Below are 18706 nucleotides of genomic sequence, written 5' to 3' on the forward strand. Positions count from 1 at the left end.
AGGGCTCATCGCGAGAAGCCGGGCAGGCTCGTGCTGCCGGGCACGTTGCCAGTGAAGATCGAGCGCCACACCGGGCCGTCGCGCTGCTCGTTGGCGCCGGGCAGGTAGGGCGACAGGTCGGTGCCGCGGGCGATGGGCCGCACCAGGTGCGGCGTGACCACGATCACCAGCTCCTTCTCGCTCATCTGGTAGCGGTTCTGCTTGAAGAAGGTGCCCAGCACGGGCAGGTCGCCCAGCAGTGGCACCTTGTCGGCGTTGGAGCTGGTGCTGCGGCTGACCAGCCCGCCGATGATGAAGCTCTCGCCATCGCCCAGCTCCACCGTGGTGTCGGCGCGGCGCGTGGTGATGGCGGGCACGGGCACGCCGTTGAGGCTCAGGGCGTTGGTATAGTCGAGGTCGCTGGCCTCGGGCGCCACCTTGAGCGCGATGCGGTCGTCGCCCAGCACCGTGGGCGTGAGCGTCAGGCCGATGCCGAAGGGCTTGTATTCGATGGAGGTGGTGCCCAGCCCCTGCGGCACCGGGATGGGCAGCTCGCCGCCCGACAGGAAGCTGGCGCTTTGCCCCGAAAGGGCCACCAGCGTGGGCTCGGCCAGCACCCGGGCCAGGCCGTTGCCTTCGAGGAAGCCCACGTTCAGGCCGATGCCGGCGCGGCCGAAGTTGAACAGCAGGTTGAAGGCCTGCGACAGCGGGTTGTTGGCGTCGGTGGTGAGCGAGCCGTCGGTGTTGTAGGTGGTGCTCTTGAGCGAGGTGGGCGTGAACACGCCGAAGCTGAAGCCGTGCGAGTTGGCCCGCGTGCTGAAGATGTTGAGCCCGGCCTGCTTGAGCACGCTGCGGTTGAACTCCACCACCTTCACGTCGACCTGCACCGTGTGGCTCTTCACCTGCACGCTGGAGCGGTCGGTCAGCGTGGCCTTGTCGGGGAAGGCCGCCAGCGCGGTCTCACGCGCCTGGCGGTGCTCGGGCAGGCTCTCGCTGCTGCCTTCGAGCACGGCGGTGCGGCGCTGGACCTCGATGGCGTAGGTGCGGCCGGCCGCTTTGCCCTTCTCCCACACGATCAGCGAGGTGCCTCCTGCGGCCTTGCCGGTGATGACCAGCCGCGCCGCCGGCGAGCCCGGCGTGCGGCGGGCGATGGTGACGCCGGCCACCGCCTCGTCGGCAATGGCGATGCGCTCCACCGCGCCGTCGAAGACCAGTTCCTTCTGGGTGCCCATGGTCAGCACCAGCCGGGCCGGGTCGGCGGCCGGCGTGAGCGCCAGGGCCGTGGGCGCGGCCGCGGGTGCGAGCAAGGCGACGGCCAGCACGGTGGGCATCGGAAGGCGGCGGGGACGCAGGCGCATGGTCGTGGTCGGTGAGGGGCGGGCGGTGGGCGGGGCCATGGCGCGATCAGTAGCGCACCGTCTCGCGACGGTCGCCACGGATCACTTCCACCTCCAGGCCGGCCGGGGTGGGGCGTGCGCCCGAAGAGGCTGGAGCGGCGGCCACGGTCCGGCGCACGGTCCGGTTGCCGCCGTTGGCCAGGTCCTCCACGGCCAGGCCGGCCTGGGCGCGGTCGATGCCGTCGAGGAGCGCGCGGGCCTTGTCGCCGCGCGCGGCGGGCAGCGGCTGCAGTGCGGGCGGCAAGTCGGCGAACAGACGCGGATCGGGCTCGGCGGTGTCGGCCGGATTGCGCAGCGCCAGCAGCAGGCGGCCGTTGTTCTCGACCAGCACCAGCCGGTTCACGTCGGCCACGGGCACGGCCAGCACGGCGGTGCGGGCGGCTTCGACGCGCTGGCCGCCGGTGGATGCGCTGGTCGCGCTGCTGACGCGGCCGTTGCCGGCGTCCGCACGGTGGGCGTTGCCGTCGAGGGAGGCCTGACCGAAGGCCAGCACGCGCAGGCGCGCGAGCAGCAGCCGCGCCTGGCTGCGCTCGATGTCTCGCCCATCGGCCTTGAGGGTGAAGAAGACATCCACGTAGTCGCCGGGCGTCACGCGGTTGCCGACGCCGATGACCTCGTCCACCTTGACGGCCACGGCGCGCTCGCCCTCGGCCAGCTTGAGGGCGAGGCCCGTGCTCAGCTGCGCTTCGAGCACCGGCGTGCCGGCACCCAGGTCCAGCACCGGCACGCGGCCGGCCACGTCGGCCGTGGTGCGGAAGGCGCCGGCCGGGTCGATGGGCAACTGCGCCAGCTGCAGCGCGTCGGCGGGGATCGGCTGGCCGGCCGGCACGGCCTTGCTCGTCACCACCACCGCATAGGTGGCGGCGGGCGCGGCGGTAGCCGGGGCGCTGGCGGCGGGTGCCGCCGCCGTGCGGACGGGCGCCGGGTTGCGGCTCAGCAGCCACGCATACACCGCCAGCGCCACGGCCAGCAGCACGAGGAGAACGGCCAGGATCTTGGAGAAGCGGAGCATGGCGGGCGGGCGGTTCAGTTCGGGTCGAGGGGGACGCGGCCGGCGTACGCCCGGCTCATTGCGGCACCCGCCATGCCAGCCACCCGAGGGCAGCCAGCGCCAGGTAGGCGGCGTAGGGAATCGGCCGGTGGGCCGAAGGCGATGCCGCGCCGTCCGCGTTGCGGCCGGAAAGCGCCAGCATCAGCCGGGGAAAGAGGGGCCAACGCCGTAGCGCGAGCACGGCCAGCGCATGGGCGAAGGCGAGCAGACTGCCGACGATGGCGATCGGCGCCAGCGGCGCCAGACCCACCCACAGGCCGAGCGCGGCGGCGAACTTGACGTCGCCGGCGCCCATGAGGCCCAGGGCGTAGAAGGGAAGCAGGACGGCGAAGGCCGCGCCCGCGCCCACGAGTGCCGCAGGCCAGTCCAGGCCCGGCAACGCGGCGCCGAACGCCAGCGAGAGCAAGGCGCCCACCATGCCGGCCAGGACCAGCAGGTTGGGCACCTTGCGCCAGCGGAGGTCGCAGAAGACCGCACCGGCGAGCCACAGCAGGAGGAGGGGCTGCATGGGCGAGGCGGCGCGTTCTGGAGCAGCGGGCAGGTCCAGGTGGCTCACGCACCCGTGGCGACGCTCTTGACCTTGGTGAAGATGGCTTCCAGCGTGGTCTGGACGGCGCCGTCGGTGCCGAAGATGGCGACCAGCATCAGGGCCATCAGCCCCGCGATGATTCCGTACTCGATGGCGGTGGCGCCTTCTTCATCACGCAGGAAACGAACGATTGCAGCTTTCATGGTTGACCTCGCAAAGTGGTAGCAGAACGACAGGGGCCCGAAGGCGAGTTCATGCTAGGTTCCGGTAACTTCCTGTATCAATAAGATGGAAGTATTCACATTTGCGAGGCCGTCCGGAGCCGTCACTGCGGTGGCTTCAGCCATCCGTCATCGGCTGCATCAGCCAAACGGATGAGGCCTGATCTTCAAGTTGTTGAAATCAAAGGAAAAATTTCCCTGAATTGCAGCTGAACAAGATGCACCAAAAAGATGCATTTCAGAAATCGCCCAGTTACGGCCGTGTCACGCGATGCGTTACGTAACGCGCCTTTTGACATTCAGGCCACAAAGCAAGGGAAAACGTTGAATAGTTCACGCCCACGCCGTAGGGGCATTGGGCGGGGTCAGCTGCTGCTGGAAGGGGTGGACAAAGCCGGTCGATGCAGACGAAACGCCATGCGCCGAGCGCGGCGGACGCATCGCGCCACGGAGGGAGCGCCTGTGACCGGCCCTCGCGGGCCGCGGCGGGCGTCAGCCCAGGATGTCTTCGTGGAACAGCTTCCAGCTGTCCGGGGTGCGCACCCAGTACTGGCGGCGGGTGCGGCCGGTGCGTTCGCCGGCGACCACTTCGCCGAAGGTGGCGACCACGGTGTCGCGCTTGTCGTGCCACATCAGCACCGACGTGTCCTTGAGCTGGATGCTGCGGCCCTGGGCGGTGGCCAGCTCCTGGCGCAGCACGTTGTCGATGGGCACGGTGACCGGGCCTCGGCGGCTGGCGCGCTGGTATTCGGTGGCGTAGAAGCTGCGCAGCCGCTCCTCGTTGCCGCCGCTGCGGGCCTGCAGCCAGGCGCTCAGCGCCGTCTCGAAGGGCTCGGCCAGCGTGCGCACCTTGGGCGGTGCCACCCAGTCCAGGCTGCGGGCGATCACGACCGGCGTGGCGCCCACCTGCACCTTGCGCAGGATCTGCTTGAGGTCGGGGTTGGACAGCACCACGCAGCCGTCGCTGGCCTGGGGTGGCCGCGAGAACTGCTCGGGCGGCGTGCCGTGCAGCCAGATGCCGCTCCCCGTGCGCCCCAGCATGTTGTCGTAGGGGTTCGGGTAGTTGATGGGCAGGGCGCCGGCGCCGTAGAAGTCCTTCAGCGTGCGCGGATCCAGGTTGCTGGTGACGTAGTACACGCCCAGCGGCGTGCGGGCGTCGCCTTCGACGAGCTTGTCCGTGCCGGCCTTGCCCACCGAGATGTAGTAGTCCGCGGCCAGTTGCAGGCCGTTGGCCGTGTTCTCCAGCAGGTACAGCCGCGAGCGGGAGGCGTCCACGGCAATGGCATAGCGGCTGCGTTGCGACAGCGCCAGGAACTGCGAGGGGACGGTGCCCGGCGGTGGCCGGTCGCGCAGGGCCTGCAGGCGGCGCCGCGATTCCTCGTGCAGTTCGGTCAGGGTGGGATTGCCGCGCAGCCGGGCCAGGCTGGCCGCGTCGGCCAGGGCGGTGTTGGGCGGAATGCGGGTGGCCAGCAGGTCGCCGTACACCAGTTGCGCGAGCTGGAAATTGGGGTAGGTCTTGACCAGCGCGCGGGCCTTGTCCAGCGCCTGCTGCGTTTCGCCGCGGCCGAAGAGCTGATAGACCTCGATCAGCTGGGCCTCTGCGGCACCCCCCGCCTGCAGGATCGGGCCCGCGTCGTTGGGCGCACTCGGTACCGCGGACGCGTTGGCGGGCTGCACGGTGCCCATGGCGGGCGGATGCGCCACGACGCGGCTCGTGGCGACGGCAGTGGCCACCGTGGCCGCGGCGGCCGGAACGGCAGCGCGGGCTGCCGCCCGCACGGGCGTGCGCTCCGTGCGGCGAAGCGCCGTACGTCCTGCGGGGGCGGCTGCCGCAGTGCGGGCAGGCGCGGCGCGCGCAGCCTCCTTCTTGGAACGGGCGGCGGGCGCCGCGACGGATTTGGCGGGTGCCTTGCCCCGGGCATGGCGCTCCGCGGGAGCGGCCTGTGCCGCCATCGGCAGGCATGCTGCGAGCAGGCCCGCGGCCCATAGCCAGGCCGTGGAGGGCTTCAGGGAACTGGAGCGGTCCGCCAAGATCGGGAGCCGTTGCGTGTCGCCGGCCTCAGCCGCCGACGGTTTCCTTCACGATGCGCCACTTGCCGTGCACACGCTGCATCTCCAGCGTCTTGCGGCTGCTGACGTTCAGGCGGTCGGCGCGATAGCGCTGGCGGAACTTGGCGGTGGCCTTGTCGCCCTGCACCTCCACGTTCAGGCCTTCGACCTGCACGGTGATGCTGCTCTTGCCCACGATGCGGGCGCGGCGCTCCTTCTCCCAGGCGGCGCGGCTGGCGCCGTCGGCTGGATCGAAGTTGGGGGCATAGGCAGCCAGGTAGCCGTCCATGTCCTGCTTGGACCAGGCGCTGGCCCAGGCACTGACGGCCGAGGCCACCTCGGTCTGGGCGGCGCTGCTGGCATCCGGCTTGGGGGCGGGCGCGGGTTCGGCAGGCTTGGGCGCGGGGGCGGCAGCGGGCACAGGCGCCGGGGCTGGCGCAGGCACTGCCGCAGGAGCCGGTGCGGGCGTCGGTGCCGCAACCGGCGGCTTGGCGGGTGCGGGTGCCGGAGGCGGCGGTGCGGGGGCCGGCTCCGGAGCCTTGGCGACCACCGTGGGAGCCGGTGCGGGCGCGGGCGGCGGGGGCGGTGCCTTCGCGACGACCGCCGGTGCGGGGGCTGGCGTCGGAGCGGCCGCGGGCGCTGCGGCCGGTGCCTTGGCCACGGTCGCCGGTGCGCCCTTGCCGGCCAGCAGGGCCGCGCTCGGCGTGGTGAACAGCGTGCGGATCACGGCCAGCTTGGGCTGCACGGCGGCATTGCTCTTGTCGAGCTGCAGCGCCTTGCCATAGGCCTCGCTGGCGAGCCGGGCGTACACGTCGCCCAGGTTCTCGTAGGCCGTGGCGTAGCTGGAGTTGGTGCGGATCGCCCGCTCGAGCACGCCACGGGCCTTGTCGAAGTCGCCCTGGCCGGCGTAGATCACGGCCAGGTTGTTGTAGGGCTCGGGCAGGTTGGGCGCGTCGCGGGTGAGCTGCTCGAAGATGGCGATGGCCTCGGGGCGACGCCCGGCCTCGAGATTGGCCACGCCCTTGAGGAAGCGCATCTGCAGGTCCTGCGGCTTCTCGCGCAGGAACTTGTCGGCCTGGGCGAGGCCTTCGTCGAACTTGCGCTGCTGGATGAGTTGTTCGACGTTGTCGTACTCGTCCGCCCAGGCGGCCGCGAAGGGCAGGGCGCAGGCCAGCGCAACGGCCAGCAGACGCGACGGGATGCGGGAAGCGGATCGAGGCGGCTGGGCGGCTGCGGTCTTGGACATGCGGGCAGGGGCTCTATCGGAACCGGCGGATTGTAGTGTCGCCCTTCCACGCATTGTTTACTTTTATCCACACATGAACGCCCCTTTCCTGTTGCCATCCGCAACGGGAAAGGGGCGTCGTGAGGAAGGCGGGCCCGATCAGCGGGGCATGCGGGTCGGCGGCAGGGTGGTCACGGTCTCGCGGATGAGTCCGCCGCCGAGCACGCTGCCGTCGATGGTGGTGTCGCCCTGGCCGGTGACGCGCGCCTCGCAGGCCGCGCGGTCCACGCTGGTCTGGTGCAGCTGGCAACGCGCCAGGGCGTTGCGCCGGTAGGTGTCGGCGTTGGCGCTGCTCAGGTTGCCCTGGCGTGCGGCCTGTGCGGCGGCGCCCGCCTCGCGGATGCAGGCGGCGCGATCCTGCTGGATGTGGCCGCACATCGCGCGCTCCTGGCTGTACGTGCCGCTATCGGCGGCTTGAGCGAAGGGGCTTGCGAACAGGGCCCCGGTGGCGAGGGCCAGTGCGAAGCCGGCGTGACGAAGGGTCTTCTTCATGGCGTTGCTCCTGGTGAGTGTGGACAGGAAAGGAATGGAATCAGCGTGCTGCGGACGACGCCTTGACGGGAATCAGGGTCGGGGCGTAGCCGGCGCCGCGGGGATTGGCGTGACGGTTTCGCGGATGATCCCGCCGCCCATCACGCTGCCTTCGGTGGTGGTCGTGCCCGCACTGCTGCCGCGCACCCGCGCTTCGCAATCCGCGCGGTCGGCCGCGGGTTGAAGCTGGCAGCGCGCCATGGCGTTGGCACCGGCGTTGCCTTCCGCGGGGGCGGTCAGTCCGCCGCGGCGGGCTTCCTCGCGCGCCGCACCGGCCTCGCGGCGGCAGGCGGCGGGATCCTGGCGGCTGTCGCAGTCGGGAGCGGGCTGGGCCCAGGCCGTCCAGGCCGAGGCGGCCAGGGCGACGGCGAGGCCGCCGCGGAGCGCGGCTTGGCGCCAGGCACGGGGGGAAAGGGTCATGGGCACATCCAGTCGCCCTGCGAGGGGCGTCGTTGTTCGATGCCCTGGACTATCGGCAGGCCCTCCGTCGTCCCGCTGTGGGACGCGGCTGCGAGCCGATTCGCGCCGACGGCGACCGCCGGTGTCGGACAGGTCGCACGCCGCCCCCGACCGTCTGCGCGGCCGAGGGTGGCGTTTCAGTCGGCTTTGGCGATGCGCTGCGCCAGATGCGCCAGCGCCTCCTCGACCTGGTCGACGAGGATGAGGGACAGGTCGCCCGGCGCCAGCCGCGCCAGCGCCGCGTCGATGGCCAGGAACTCGCCGCGGATCTCTTCCACATGGGCCGTGCGGCGGGCGCCCTGCAGGCCCTGCCGCAGCAGCGCGATCACCTCGCCGTCGGCTCGGCCGCGCTGGGCGGCGTCCTGGTAGAGGATGACGTCGTCGAAGGCCTCGCCCAGGATGGCCGTCTGGTCGCGGATGTCCTCGTCGCGGCGGTCGCCGGCGCCGCTGATGACCACCGAACGGCGCTTGGCCGGCAGCGTCTCGATGGCCGCCACCAGCGCCTTCATGGCGTCGGTGTTGTGGCCGTAGTCGGCGATGACCGTGGCGCCCTTGTAGTCCATCACGTTGAAGCGGCCGGGCACGCCGGCGGCGTCGTTCTTGAAGCTGGCCAGGCCGCGGCGGATGGTGTCCCAGTCCAGCCCCACGGCCCAGGCCGCGGCCACGGCGGCCATCACGTTCTCGACCTGGAAGGGCAGGGTGCCGCCGCGCGTGATCGGCACGTCGCGCAGCGCCACGCGCTCGCGCCAGGCGCCTTCGGCGGCGATCAGCGTGTCGCGGTCGACGTAGACCGTGCGCTTGCCCTGGGCCCGGTGCGTCGCCATGACGGGGTGCTGGCGGTCGGCCGCGAAGTAGATGACATGGCCCGGGCAGGCGCCGGCCATGGCGGCCACCTGCGGGTCGGCCGCGTTGAGCACGCCCCAGCCGGTGGGCGCCACGTTGCGCACGATCACCCGCTTGACGGCGGCGAGGTCCTCCACCGTGTGGATGTAGTTCATGCCGAGGTGGTCGCCACTGCCCACGTTGGTCACCACGGCCACGGTGCAGCGGTCGAAGCCCAGGCCCTCGCGCAGCACGCCGCCGCGCGCCACCTCGAACACCGCCGCTTCCACCTCGGGATGCAGCAGCACATTGCGGGCGCTCTTGGGGCCGCTGCAGTCGCCGCTGTCGGTCTGGCGGCCGTTGACGTAGACGCCGTCGGTGTTGGTCATGCCGGTGACCATGCCGCTGGCGGCCAGCAGGTGGTTGATCAGGCGCGTGGTGGTGGTCTTGCCGTTGGTGCCGGTGACGGCGATGACCGGCACGCGGCCGTCGTCGCCATCGGCATAGAGCTGGTCCACGATGGCTTCGCCCACCGGCCGGCCGCGGCCGAAGGAGGGGCTGATGTGCATGCGCAGGCCCGGCGCCGCATTGACCTCGACGATGCCGCCGTGCTGCTCCTCCAGCGGGCGGATGACGTTCTCGCAGACCATGTCCACGCCGCAGATGTGCAGGCCCACCATCTGCGCCGCATCCACCGCGCGGGCGGCGATCTCGGGATGCACGGTGTCGGTGACGTCGGTGGCGGTGCCGCCGGTCGACAGGTTGGCGTTGTTGCGCAGCACCACGCGCTGGCCCAGGGCGGGCACGCTGTCGGGCGTCAGGCCCTGCGCCTCCAGCCGGCCGAGGGCGATGTCGTCCAGCCGGATCTTGGTGAGCGAGGTGGCATGGCCTTCGCCGCGGCGCGGGTCCTGGTTGACCACGTCCACCAGCTGTCGCACCGTGCTGTGGCCATCGCCGATCACCTGCGGCGGATCGCGCCGGGCGGCGGCGACCAGCCGGTCGCCCACCACCAGCAGGCGGTAGTCGAAGCCGGGCAGGAACTTCTCGACCATCACTTCGCCGTAGTGCGCGGCAGATGCGTAAGCGGCGTCGAACTGCTCGCGTGTGGCGATGTTCACCGTCACGCCCTTGCCCTGGTTGCCGTCCTGCGGCTTGGCGACCACGGGCAGGCCGATCTCCAGCGCCGCGGCCCAGCCGTCGTCCGCGCTGCTCACGGGCCGGCCCAGCGGCACCGGCACGCCGGCCGAATGCAGCAGCTGCTTGGTGAGTTCCTTGTCCTGCGCGATCGATTCGGCGATGCCCGAGGTGGCGTCGACCTCTGCGGCCTGGATGCGGCGCTGGCGCACGCCCCAGCCGAACTGCACCAGGCTGCCGGTGGTCAGGCGCCGGTACGGAATGCCGCGCGCCACGGCCGCATCGACGATGGAGCCGGTACTGGGGCCCAGGCGCTCGTCCTCGTCCAGTTCGCGCAGCTCGGCGATGGCGGCGGCGGAGTCGAAGCTGCCGCTGCCCTGAGGATCGATGGCGGCGTTGAGCAGCTGCGTGGCCATCTCGACCGCGCGGCGGCCGACGGCCTCCTCGGTGTACTGCACGGCCACCAGGAAGATGCCTTCCTCACGGGCCCGCGTGGTGCGGCCGAAGATCACCTCGCAGCCGGCCTGCGCCTGCAGCGCCACGGCGGCGTTCTCCAGCACATGGGCGGCGGTCAGCGGATGGCCCAGCACCACGGGGTGCAGCTCGCCGATGGTGGGGAAGAGGGCGCGCAGCCGCGGCTCGAAGCCGGGGATCTGCTCGACGGCCTGCTCGACGGCGCTGCAGGAGACGACCAGCTCGATGCAGGTGTGGCGGCTCCACAGGTTGGGGCCGCGCAGGGCACGGGTACGGATGATGTCCATGGGGCGGCCTCGTCTCAGGCGAGTTGCAGCGATTGGGCGGGCTGGCTCTGGTCCAGCTGCAGCGAGGCGGTGGCCAGTTGCAGGTCGGCCTCGAAGGCCTCGATGCCGGCACCGATCAGGTTCAACGGAATGGCCATGGCCCAGGCGGCGGCCACGGCGGCCAGCACGCTCTCGATGCCGACGCCGGCATGGTGGGCGCTCCACACGGTCAGCCGTCCCAGCCCGGGCAGGAAGGACTCGCTGGTGCCATGGGCCAGCACGATGCGGTCCTGCCGTACCGTGACCACCTTGCCGCCGGCCGCCATGTGGGTGGCCAGGGGCGCGGCCTGCGGATCGGCGGCGTACAGGATCACGTCGCCGTCGCACAGCGGCGCCATGCCGGCCACGCGCGCATCCGCGGCATGGAGCACGGCGGTGCCGTAGTCCAGCACCACGTCGACCTGGGTGCGCAGCACCTTCACCATCTGGTCGCTCTCGGTGATGTCTTCGTGGGCGAGCTGATCGGCGCCTTCCAGGTCGGTCACGATGCCGACCTGGCAACGGTCGTAGGGCAGGCCGTCGGCCAGGATGGTGGCGGCGCCGTTCTCGATCACCACCGCCTCGACCTGCCGGTTGACCAGCAGCCGGCGTCCGGCGGCCCAGTGAGCGCTGTCGCGGGTGTCGACGCGGCGGCGGTCCAGGAACAGGCCGTCGCGGCAGGCCAGCCCCACATGGCGGCCCGACAGGCCCACCAGCCAGGCCACCAGGCGGGCCAGCACGGCGTTCTCGCGCGAGCCGGCCACGCCCACCACCGGGATGCGGCCGGGCCGTTCGTCGTCGGATTCGGGGAAGAGGTGGTCGCAGATGGCGCGGCCCACGGGGCGCGGCGAGCCCACGGCGGGTTTCAGGTGCATCAGCAGCCCAGGGCCGGCGTTGACCTCGACGATGGCGCCGCCCTGCGCCTGCAGCGGCCGGCCGACGTCCTCGCAGACCAGGTCGATGCCGGCGATGTCCAGGCCCACGGCGCGCGCGGCCAGGGTGGCGGCATAGGCGACCTCGGGATGGACCTGGTCGGTGCAGTCCACGCCCAGGTTGCCGTTGCGCTGGATGATGATCTCGCGGCCCGACTCGGGCACCGACTCGCCGGTCAAGGCCTGCCGCTGCAGCTCCAGCTGCAGCTTGGCGTCGGTGGCCAGCACGATGAGGTCGAGCGGGAACTCCTCTTCCGAGCCGCGGCGCGGGTCGCTGTTGAGCTGGCTCTCGATCAACTCGGCCACGGTGGCGCGGCCATCGCCGGTCACGGTGATGATCTCGCCCCGCGCCGCGGCGACGACCTCGCCGCCGACCACGAGCAGCCGGTGCTCCTGCCCGCGGACGAAGCGCTCCACCATCACGCCGCTGCCTTCGGGCTCGGCCACGGCGAAGGCGGCCAGCACCTCGTCGCGGGTGCGCAGGTCCAGCGAGACGCCGCGGCCATGGTTGGCATCCACGGGCTTGACGGCCACGGGCAGGCCGATGTCCTCGGCGGCCTCCCAGGCCTCTTCGGCCGAGCCGACTTCCTGGCCTTCGGGCACCGGCACGCCGCAGCTGGCCAGCAGCGACTTGGTCAGCTGCTTGTCGCTGGCGATGGATTCGCCGATGGCGCTGGTGTGGTCGGTCTCGGCGGTCCAGATGCGCTGCTGGCGGGCGCCATGGCCCAGCTGCACCAGGTTGCCGTCGTTCAGCCGCAGCGAGGGGATGCCGCGGTCGGTGGCGGCGGCCACGATGGCTGCCGTGCTCGGGCCCAGGTAGCACTCGTCCACCTTGGCCTTGACGGTGGCCACGGCCTTCTGCACCTCGGCGGCGTCGTAGGCATCGCCGTTGATGGCCGCCATCAGCAGCCGGTGGCCTTCATGCAGGGCGGTGCGGGCGACCTGCTCCTCGCGGGCGCGGAACACCATGCGGTAGACGCCGTGCTTCGACGTGCTGCGCGTCTGGCCGAAGCCGGTGGGCATGCCGGCCAGGTTGAGCAGCTCGATCACCACATGCTCCAGCACATGGCCGGCCCAGGTGCCTTCGGTGAGCCGCTGCAGGAAGCCGCCGCGCTCGCCCACGCCGCAGTGGTGCTCGATCAGCGCCGGCAGCAGGGCCGTCAGCCGCTCGGGAAAACCCTCGATCTTGTTGGAGGGAAAGTCTTCCAGCGGGCCGAGGTCCAGCCAGGTCTCCAGCACGGGGCGGTAGGTCCAGACGTTGGGGCCGCGCAGGTAGCGGATGCGCAGCAGGCGGATGTCGTCGAAACGGGGCATGGATGCGTTGATAGGCGTTCGATGGAAGCGGGCAGGGACGCCGTCCGGCGTGCCCGGGTCAGTGGAGAGAATCGGCGCCCGACCGGCGCGCGGGTGGGACCTGCCACAGGTCCTCGACCATCCAACACAACGAATGACAAATCACGATTCAGTCGGTGCCCCAGGGGGCGAATCGGCCTCGGCGGCACGCGTCCCTGCTGTCGGAGAAAGCCGCGTGCCGGTGTCGGACAACGTTCTGGTCACCCTTTTGGTTGACCTCGACGAGGCGCTGCACTTCGTCCAGGAAACCCAGCTGCACCTGACCCCGACCCAGTTGCGCGAGGTTTCGCCCGACGGCCGCGCGCGGGTCTGGCCCCTGGCGGCGCCGGGCCTGCAGCTGCGTCTGGCCGAGCATGCCGGCGTCGCGACGCTGGATCTTGCGGGCCCACAGGGCCTGCTCGCGCGCTGGCGCTTCACCCTCGTGGGCCAGGCGGCCGCCGTGCGGCTGGTGCGGCTGTTCGAGCAACTGCGCGGCGGCGGCGCGCAGCCCGAGGCGGCCGAGGTCGAGGAGGCGGTCGACACCGAGCTGCAGTCCGCCCCCTCCACCTGGGTGCTGCTGCGGCTGTGGCGCTTTGCGCATCCCTACCGGCTGCAGCTGTTCTGGGGGTTTGCCCTGACCCTGCTGGCCACGGGTGCGACGCTGGTGCCGCCCTACCTGACCATCCCATTGATGGACGACATCCTGATCCCCTACCAGAACGGCAAGCCCATCGCCCCCGGCGAAGTGGCGCTGTACCTGAGCGGGCTGCTGGGCGCCGCGCTGGTGGGCTGGGGCCTGGGCTGGGCGCGCACCTACCTGCTGGCACTGGTCAGCGAGCGCATCGGCGCCGACCTGCGCACCACCACCTACGAGCACCTGCTGACCCTGCCGCTGGACTACTTCGGCGGCAAGCGCACCGGCGACCTGATGGCGCGCATCGGCTCCGAGACCGACCGCATCAACGTCTTCCTCTCGCTGCATGCGCTGGACTTCCTCACCGACCTGATCATGATCGGCATGACGGCGGTGATCCTGGTGTCGATCAACCCACTGCTGGCCGTGGTCACGCTGGTGCCGCTGCCCATCATTGCCTGGATGATCCATGTGGTGCGCGACAAGCTGCGCACCGGCTTCGAGAAGATCGACCGCGTGTGGAGCGAGGTCACCAACGTGCTGGCCGACACCATCCCGGGCATCCGCGTGGTCAAGGCCTTTGCGCAGGAGCGGCGCGAGGCCGAGCGCTTCCGCGCCGCCAACACCCACAACCTGCAGGCCAACGACCGGCTCAATCGCACCTGGAGCCTGTTCACGCCCACCGTCACGCTGATGACCGAGATCGGCCTGCTGGTGGTGTGGGCCTTCGGCGTGTGGCAGGTGGCGCGCGACCACATCACGGTGGGCGTGCTCACGGCCTTCATCGCCTACATCGGCCGCTTCTACACGCGGCTCGATTCGATGAGCCGCATCGTCTCGGTGACGCAGAAGGCCGCGGCCGGCGCCAAGCGCATCTTCGACATCCTCGACCACGTGAGCACCGTGCCCGACCCCGTGCAGCCGGTGCGCCTGCCGCAGGTGCAGGGCGCCATCGAACTGCGCGGCGTGGGCTTCCGCTACGGCGCGCGCTCGGTGATCCGCGACCTCCACCTGCAGATCCGCCCGGGCGAGATGATCGGCCTGGCCGGCCACAGCGGCTCGGGCAAGAGCACGCTGGTCAACCTGATCTGCCGCTTCCATGACGTGAGCGAGGGCGCCATCCTGGTCGATGGCCAGGACGTGCGCCGCTTCGCCGTGGCCGACTACCGGCGGCACGTGGGCCTGGTGCTGCAGGAGCCCTTCCTCTTCTTCGGCACCATCGCGCAGAACATCGCCTATGGCCGGCCCGACGCCAGCCGCGACGAGATCGTGGCCGCGGCGCGCGCCGCCCATGCGCACGACTTCATCCTGCGCCTGCCGCAGGGCTACGACTCGCTGGTGGGCGAGCGCGGCCAGGGCCTGTCGGGCGGCGAGCGCCAGCGCATCAGCATCGCCCGCGCGCTCTTGATCGACCCGCGCATCCTGATCCTGGACGAGGCCACTTCGGCCGTCGACACCGAGACCGAGAAGGAGATCCAGAAGGCGCTGGACAACCTGGTCAAGGGCCGCACGACCATCGCCATCGCCCACCGCCTGTCCACGCTGCGCAAGGCCGACCGGCTGGTGGTGATGGACCGCGGCGAGATCGTCGAGGTCGGCCCGCACGACGAGCTCATGGCCCGCCAGGGCGCCTACTGGCGGCTCTACCAGGCGCAGCAGCGCCAGGCCGATGACGAGGAGAAGGCCGAGGCCGATGTGGCCGAGATCGCCTCCGTGGCCGTGGCGCTCGACACCCATGCCGCCCATCCTGCCGGAGGTGCCTGATGTCCGTTGATGCCCTGAACGACGCCACGCTGCAGTTGCAGCGCGATGCCCTCGGCACTTTGCTGTGGACTGGCCCCGCCGGCCGCGCCGAGCCCGTCGTGCCGGTGCGGGCCTTTCCCCTGAGCGCGCCCGGCGAAGGCGTGTCGCTGGTGGGCGCCGACGGCCGCGAGCGCTGCTGGATCGCCCGCACCGATGCGCTCCCGCCCGCCACGCGCGCGCTGCTCGACGAGGCGCTGGCGCCGCGCGACTTCGCGCCCGAACTGCAGCAGCTGGTGGACGTCTCCACCTTCGCCGTGCCCAGCACCTGGACCGTGCGCACCGATCGCGGCGACACCCGCTTCGTGCTGCGCGCCGAAGAGGACATCCGCCGGCTCGAAGACGGCGGCCTGCTCATCACCAGCGCCCACGGCGTGCACTTCCGCATCTCGCGCCCGCTGACGCTGGACCGCGCCTCGCGCAAGCTGCTGGAGCGCTTTCTCTGAGCTGGCTCGTTCCGCATCAAATTCGATAAACTGCATCAAATCCAGATTTCTGCATCTTCCACCATGCGAACCACCGTGACCATCGATGACGATGCCTTCGGCACCGCCCAGGCCTACGCGCAGGCGCGCGGGCTAAAACTGGGCGAGGCGCTGTCCGAACTGATCCGGCGGGGCAGCAGCGAACGCCTGGCGCTGCGCAAGTCGGGCGAGGTCTGGGTGTTCGACCTGCCGCCGGAGAGCCCCCGCGTCAGCGCCCGGCTGGTGCGCGACCTGCTGGATGAAACGCCGTGAGCCACCTGCTGGATGCCAATGCCTTGATCGCCCTGTGCTGGCCGACGCACGAGCACCACGAGCGCATGTTGGCGTGGTTCCGCGCGCATGCACGGCAGGGTTGGGCGACCAGTGTGCTCACGCAGTCCGCGCTGGTGCGCATCGTCTGCCAGCCGGCCTTTGCCGGCCGGGCCGTCTCGGTGCAGGAGGCAGGCGAGCTTCTGCTGCGCAACACCGCGCATCCCAGGCATCGCCTTCTGCCCCTGGACTTCGGTTTCGCCGAAGTGCTCGGGCATTGCACCGGCGGACTGTTCGGCCACCGGCAGATCACCGACGCCTGGCTGCTCACCCAGGCGATCCGCTCCGGCGTGCGGCTCCTCAGCTTCGACAGCGGCATCGATCGGTTGCTCGCATCGCCTGCCGAACGGGCCCGGCACATCGCGCGTCCTGCTTGAACGTCTGAGAAATTTCCGATGCACACCACCGCCCTCGTCCTTTTCTCCGGTGGGCAGGATTCCACCACCTGCCTGGCCCATGCGCTGAACCGCTACGAGCGGGTGGAGACGCTGGGCTTCGACTATGGCCAGCGCCACCGCATCGAGCTGGAGGCCCGCAATCACGTCCTGACCCGCTTGCGCCGGCGATTCCCCGGCTGGTCGCGGCGGCTGGGCGAGGACCATCTGCTCAAGCTCGACGTGCTCGGCCAGATCGGCGGCTCCTCGCTCACCGAGGACATCGCCTTCGCCATGCAGGCCAACGGCCTGCCCAACACCTTCGTGCCCGGGCGCAACCTGATGTTCCTGACGTTGGCGGGCGCGCTTGCCTACCGCCGCGGGCTGCAGGTGATCGTCACCGGCGTGTGCGAGACCGACTACTCCGGCTACCCCGACTGCCGCGACGACACCATGAAGGCCATGCAGCTGGCGCTGTCGCTGGGGCTGGACCAGCGCCTGTTGATCGAGACGCCGCTGATGTGGATCGACAAGGCCCAGACCTGGCAGCTGGCCGAGACGCTCGGCGGCCAGGGCCTGGTGGACCTGATCGTGGAGGACACCCACACCTGCTACGAAGGCGACCGCACGCAGCGCCACGACTGGGGCTGGGGGTGCGGCCACTGCCCCGCCTGCGAACTGCGGGCGCAGGGCTGGGCGGGCTACGTCGAGGGCGACGCCGTCAGCGGCGCATCCTCCACCGCATAGGCGGCTTCGCCGTCGCGGCGCGGGCGCAGCGTCCAGCGGCGGGCATGGTGCTCCTTGAGCGTGGAGCGGTGCGCGATGGAGACGATGGCGCCCTGCGCCTGCTTCACCATGGCCGTGAGCCGCTGGTAGATGGTGGCCTCGGCGTCCTCGTCCAGCGCGCTGGTGGCCTCGTCGGCCAGCACCCAGGCCGGCTTCTTCAGCAGCACGCGGGCGATGGCCAGGCGCTGGCGCTCGCCGCCCGAGAGCTTCTGGCTCCAGGCGTCCTCGCGGTCGAGCTGGTCGGCCAGTTGCGGCAGCAGGGCGTCGACCAGGGCCTGGCGCAGGGCCTCGTCGCCGTAGTCCGACGCTGGGGCCGGGTAGGCCAGCGCATCGCGCAGCCGGCCGTCCGGAAAGTAGGGCTGCTGCGGGATGAACATGGTGTCCTTGGGCATCGCCACCGCGCCCTGCGCATGCGGCCAGATGCCCGCCAGCGTGCGCAACAGGCTGGACTTGCCGCTGCCCGACGGGCCGTGCACCAGCACCGTGTCGCCGGGCGCCACGCGCAGGTCGGCGCCGCGCAGCAGGGCCTGGCCGCCGGGCAGGCCGACGGTCAGCCCGTGGGCCTCGATGTCACCGGCCGCGGTGTCGCGTGCCAGGGCCTCGTTCGCGCGCGACTGGGCCGTGAGGCTGTCCTCGAAACCGGCCAGACGGTCGGTGGTGGCCTTCCACGCTGCCAGCGACATGTAGTTGTCCACCAGCCAGGAGAGCGAGTCCTGCACCCGGCCGAAGGCCGAGTTGATCTGCATGAGCTGCCCCAGCTGGATGGCGCCGCTGAAGTAGCGCGGCGCCGCCACGATCAGCGGGAAGATGATGGCCGCCTGGCCGAAGAAGCTGCTGAACCAGGTCAGGCTCTTCTGGTTGCGGATCAGGGCCAGGTAGTTGGCCATCACCTCGGTGAAGCGCAGGTCCAGGTGCCGGCGTTCCACGGCCTCGCCGCCGTCCAGCGCGATGGCCTCGCTGTACTCGCGCACGCGGATCATGTGGTGGCGGAAGTTGGCCTCCAGCATCTGCTGCTGGAAATTGAGCTGCACCTGCGGCCTGCCGATCCAGTGCGCGATGGCGCTGCCCACGGCGCAGTACAGCACCGCCGCCCACACCATGTAGCCGGCAATCTCCCAATGCCCGCCGCCCGGCAGCGGCACCGTGAGCGAGCCGCTGAGCGTCCAGAGGATGCCCACGAAGCTGAAGAGGGTGACCAGCGCGTTGAGGATGCCCATCGACAGCGTCACCGTGTAGGTGGTGAAGAGGTTCAGGTCTTCCTGGATGCGCTGGTCGGGGTTGTCCGGGTGGCCGCCGTTGCCGGTGTAGCGGGCCAGCTCCAGCCGGTAGAAGGCCTTGTGCGCCAGCCACCGTGCCATGTAGTGGTCGGTCATCCAGACGCGCCAGCGCAGCTGCAGGATCTGCGTGAGGTAGAACTTGTAGACCGCGATCACGATGTAGATCAGTGCCAGCCAGCTGAAGCGGCCGATCTGCTGCCAGAAGACCGCCTGGTCCTTGTTCTGCAGCGCGTCGTAGAAGACGCGGTACCACTCGTTGATCTGCACCAGCATGTAGACCGCGCCCAGGTTGAGCGCCACGATGGCGGCGAGCAGCCCGCGCGCCTTCCATTTCTGGTCGGAGTTGAAGTAGGGCGTGGCCAGCGCGGCGATGCGTCGCAGCGTCTGGCCCAGTCCGGGGCGTGCGTGGGAGGTGGGGGCGGTGCTCATCGTGGAGGGGGCGAAGCAGGGATCGGGCCGCCGGCGCCGTGAAGGCGCGCAGGCGTGCCCGATCCTAGCGAGGCGGTGCAGGGCCTGCCTTAAACCGGACTGAAAGCGGCAT

16 protein-coding genes are annotated in these 18706 nt (G+C 71.0%); 5 read left to right on the top strand and 11 right to left on the bottom strand.

The window, feature by feature from the left end; all coding sequences use genetic code 11:
• Positions 1 to 5 precede the first annotated feature (5 nt).
• The 10 genes from L0984_RS14965 to L0984_RS15010 form a co-directional block, all read right to left on the bottom strand.
• Complete coding sequence (locus tag L0984_RS14965; protein WP_255697410.1) at positions 6 to 1337, bottom strand: type II and III secretion system protein family protein; 1332 nt, start codon at positions 1335 to 1337, stop codon at positions 6 to 8.
• 46 nt (positions 1338 to 1383) lie between these two features.
• The gene (gene cpaB / locus L0984_RS14970) at positions 1384 to 2388 is read right to left on the bottom strand and encodes a Flp pilus assembly protein CpaB (protein ID WP_234194436.1); all 1005 of its coding nucleotides are present in this window, start codon (positions 2386 to 2388) and stop codon (positions 1384 to 1386) included.
• Positions 2389 to 2443: 55 nt separating this feature from the next.
• Positions 2444 to 2935, bottom strand: coding sequence for an A24 family peptidase (locus tag L0984_RS14975; RefSeq protein WP_234194437.1), 492 nt, complete (start codon positions 2933 to 2935; stop codon positions 2444 to 2446).
• Positions 2936 to 2979: 44 nt separating this feature from the next.
• Positions 2980 to 3159 (bottom strand): Flp family type IVb pilin, encoded by a 180-nt coding sequence (locus L0984_RS14980; protein ID WP_234194438.1) that lies wholly within the window; start codon positions 3157 to 3159, stop codon positions 2980 to 2982.
• Between the two features lie 510 nt (positions 3160 to 3669).
• Entirely contained in the window at positions 3670 to 4911 is a 1242-nt protein-coding gene (locus tag L0984_RS14985) for a L,D-transpeptidase family protein (protein WP_234194439.1), read from the bottom strand.
• A gap of 325 nt (positions 4912 to 5236) precedes the next feature.
• Positions 5237 to 6472 (bottom strand): L,D-transpeptidase Cds6 family protein, encoded by a 1236-nt coding sequence (locus tag L0984_RS14990; RefSeq protein WP_234194440.1) that lies wholly within the window; start codon positions 6470 to 6472, stop codon positions 5237 to 5239.
• Positions 6473 to 6610: 138 nt separating this feature from the next.
• Positions 6611 to 7003 carry a hypothetical protein gene (locus L0984_RS14995; protein ID WP_017757397.1) on the bottom strand — a complete coding sequence of 131 codons (393 nt, stop codon included), beginning with the start codon at positions 7001 to 7003 and terminating at the stop codon, positions 6611 to 6613.
• 72 nt (positions 7004 to 7075) lie between these two features.
• Entirely contained in the window at positions 7076 to 7462 is a 387-nt protein-coding gene (locus tag L0984_RS15000) for a hypothetical protein (RefSeq protein WP_234194441.1), read from the bottom strand.
• Between the two features lie 176 nt (positions 7463 to 7638).
• A complete protein-coding gene (gene cphA, locus L0984_RS15005) occupies positions 7639 to 10218 on the bottom strand; it encodes a cyanophycin synthetase (protein WP_234194442.1) in 2580 nt (859 codons plus the stop codon).
• A 14-nt stretch (positions 10219 to 10232) separates the two neighbouring features.
• Positions 10233 to 12482 (bottom strand): cyanophycin synthetase, encoded by a 2250-nt coding sequence (locus L0984_RS15010; RefSeq protein WP_234194443.1) that lies wholly within the window; start codon positions 12480 to 12482, stop codon positions 10233 to 10235.
• Positions 12483 to 12615: 133 nt separating this feature from the next.
• Between L0984_RS15010 and L0984_RS15015 the strand changes: the two genes are divergently transcribed.
• From L0984_RS15015 to queC, 5 genes are all read left to right on the top strand, one after another.
• Positions 12616 to 14898: a cyanophycin metabolism-associated ABC transporter gene (locus L0984_RS15015; protein WP_234194444.1), complete on the top strand. Its 2283-nt coding sequence runs from the start codon at positions 12616 to 12618 to the stop codon at positions 14896 to 14898.
• On the top strand, positions 14898 to 15380 hold the full coding sequence (locus L0984_RS15020; protein ID WP_234194445.1) for a cyanophycin metabolism-associated DUF1854 family protein: 483 nt from the start codon (positions 14898 to 14900) through the stop codon (positions 15378 to 15380). Before L0984_RS15015 ends, L0984_RS15020 begins: the two co-directional genes overlap by 1 nt.
• Before the next feature lie 63 nt (positions 15381 to 15443).
• Positions 15444 to 15671 (top strand): type II toxin-antitoxin system VapB family antitoxin, encoded by a 228-nt coding sequence (locus L0984_RS15025; RefSeq protein ID WP_234194446.1) that lies wholly within the window; start codon positions 15444 to 15446, stop codon positions 15669 to 15671.
• On the top strand, positions 15668 to 16105 hold the full coding sequence (locus L0984_RS15030) for a TA system VapC family ribonuclease toxin (RefSeq protein ID WP_234194447.1): 438 nt from the start codon (positions 15668 to 15670) through the stop codon (positions 16103 to 16105). Before L0984_RS15025 ends, L0984_RS15030 begins: the two co-directional genes overlap by 4 nt.
• An 18-nt stretch (positions 16106 to 16123) precedes the next feature.
• A complete protein-coding gene (queC, locus tag L0984_RS15035) occupies positions 16124 to 16849 on the top strand; it encodes a 7-cyano-7-deazaguanine synthase QueC (protein ID WP_234194448.1) in 726 nt (241 codons plus the stop codon).
• On the opposite strand, the gene L0984_RS15040 is transcribed toward queC, so the two are convergent.
• Positions 16804 to 18594 carry an ABC transporter ATP-binding protein/permease gene (locus L0984_RS15040; protein ID WP_234194449.1) on the bottom strand — a complete coding sequence of 597 codons (1791 nt, stop codon included), beginning with the start codon at positions 18592 to 18594 and terminating at the stop codon, positions 16804 to 16806. The two genes, queC and L0984_RS15040, sit on opposite strands and share 46 nt — an antisense overlap.
• Positions 18595 to 18706 lie beyond the last annotated feature (112 nt).

Source organism: Pseudacidovorax sp. NFM-22 (assembly GCF_021401245.1).
Classification (GTDB): Bacteria; Pseudomonadota; Gammaproteobacteria; order Burkholderiales; family Burkholderiaceae_C; genus Xenophilus.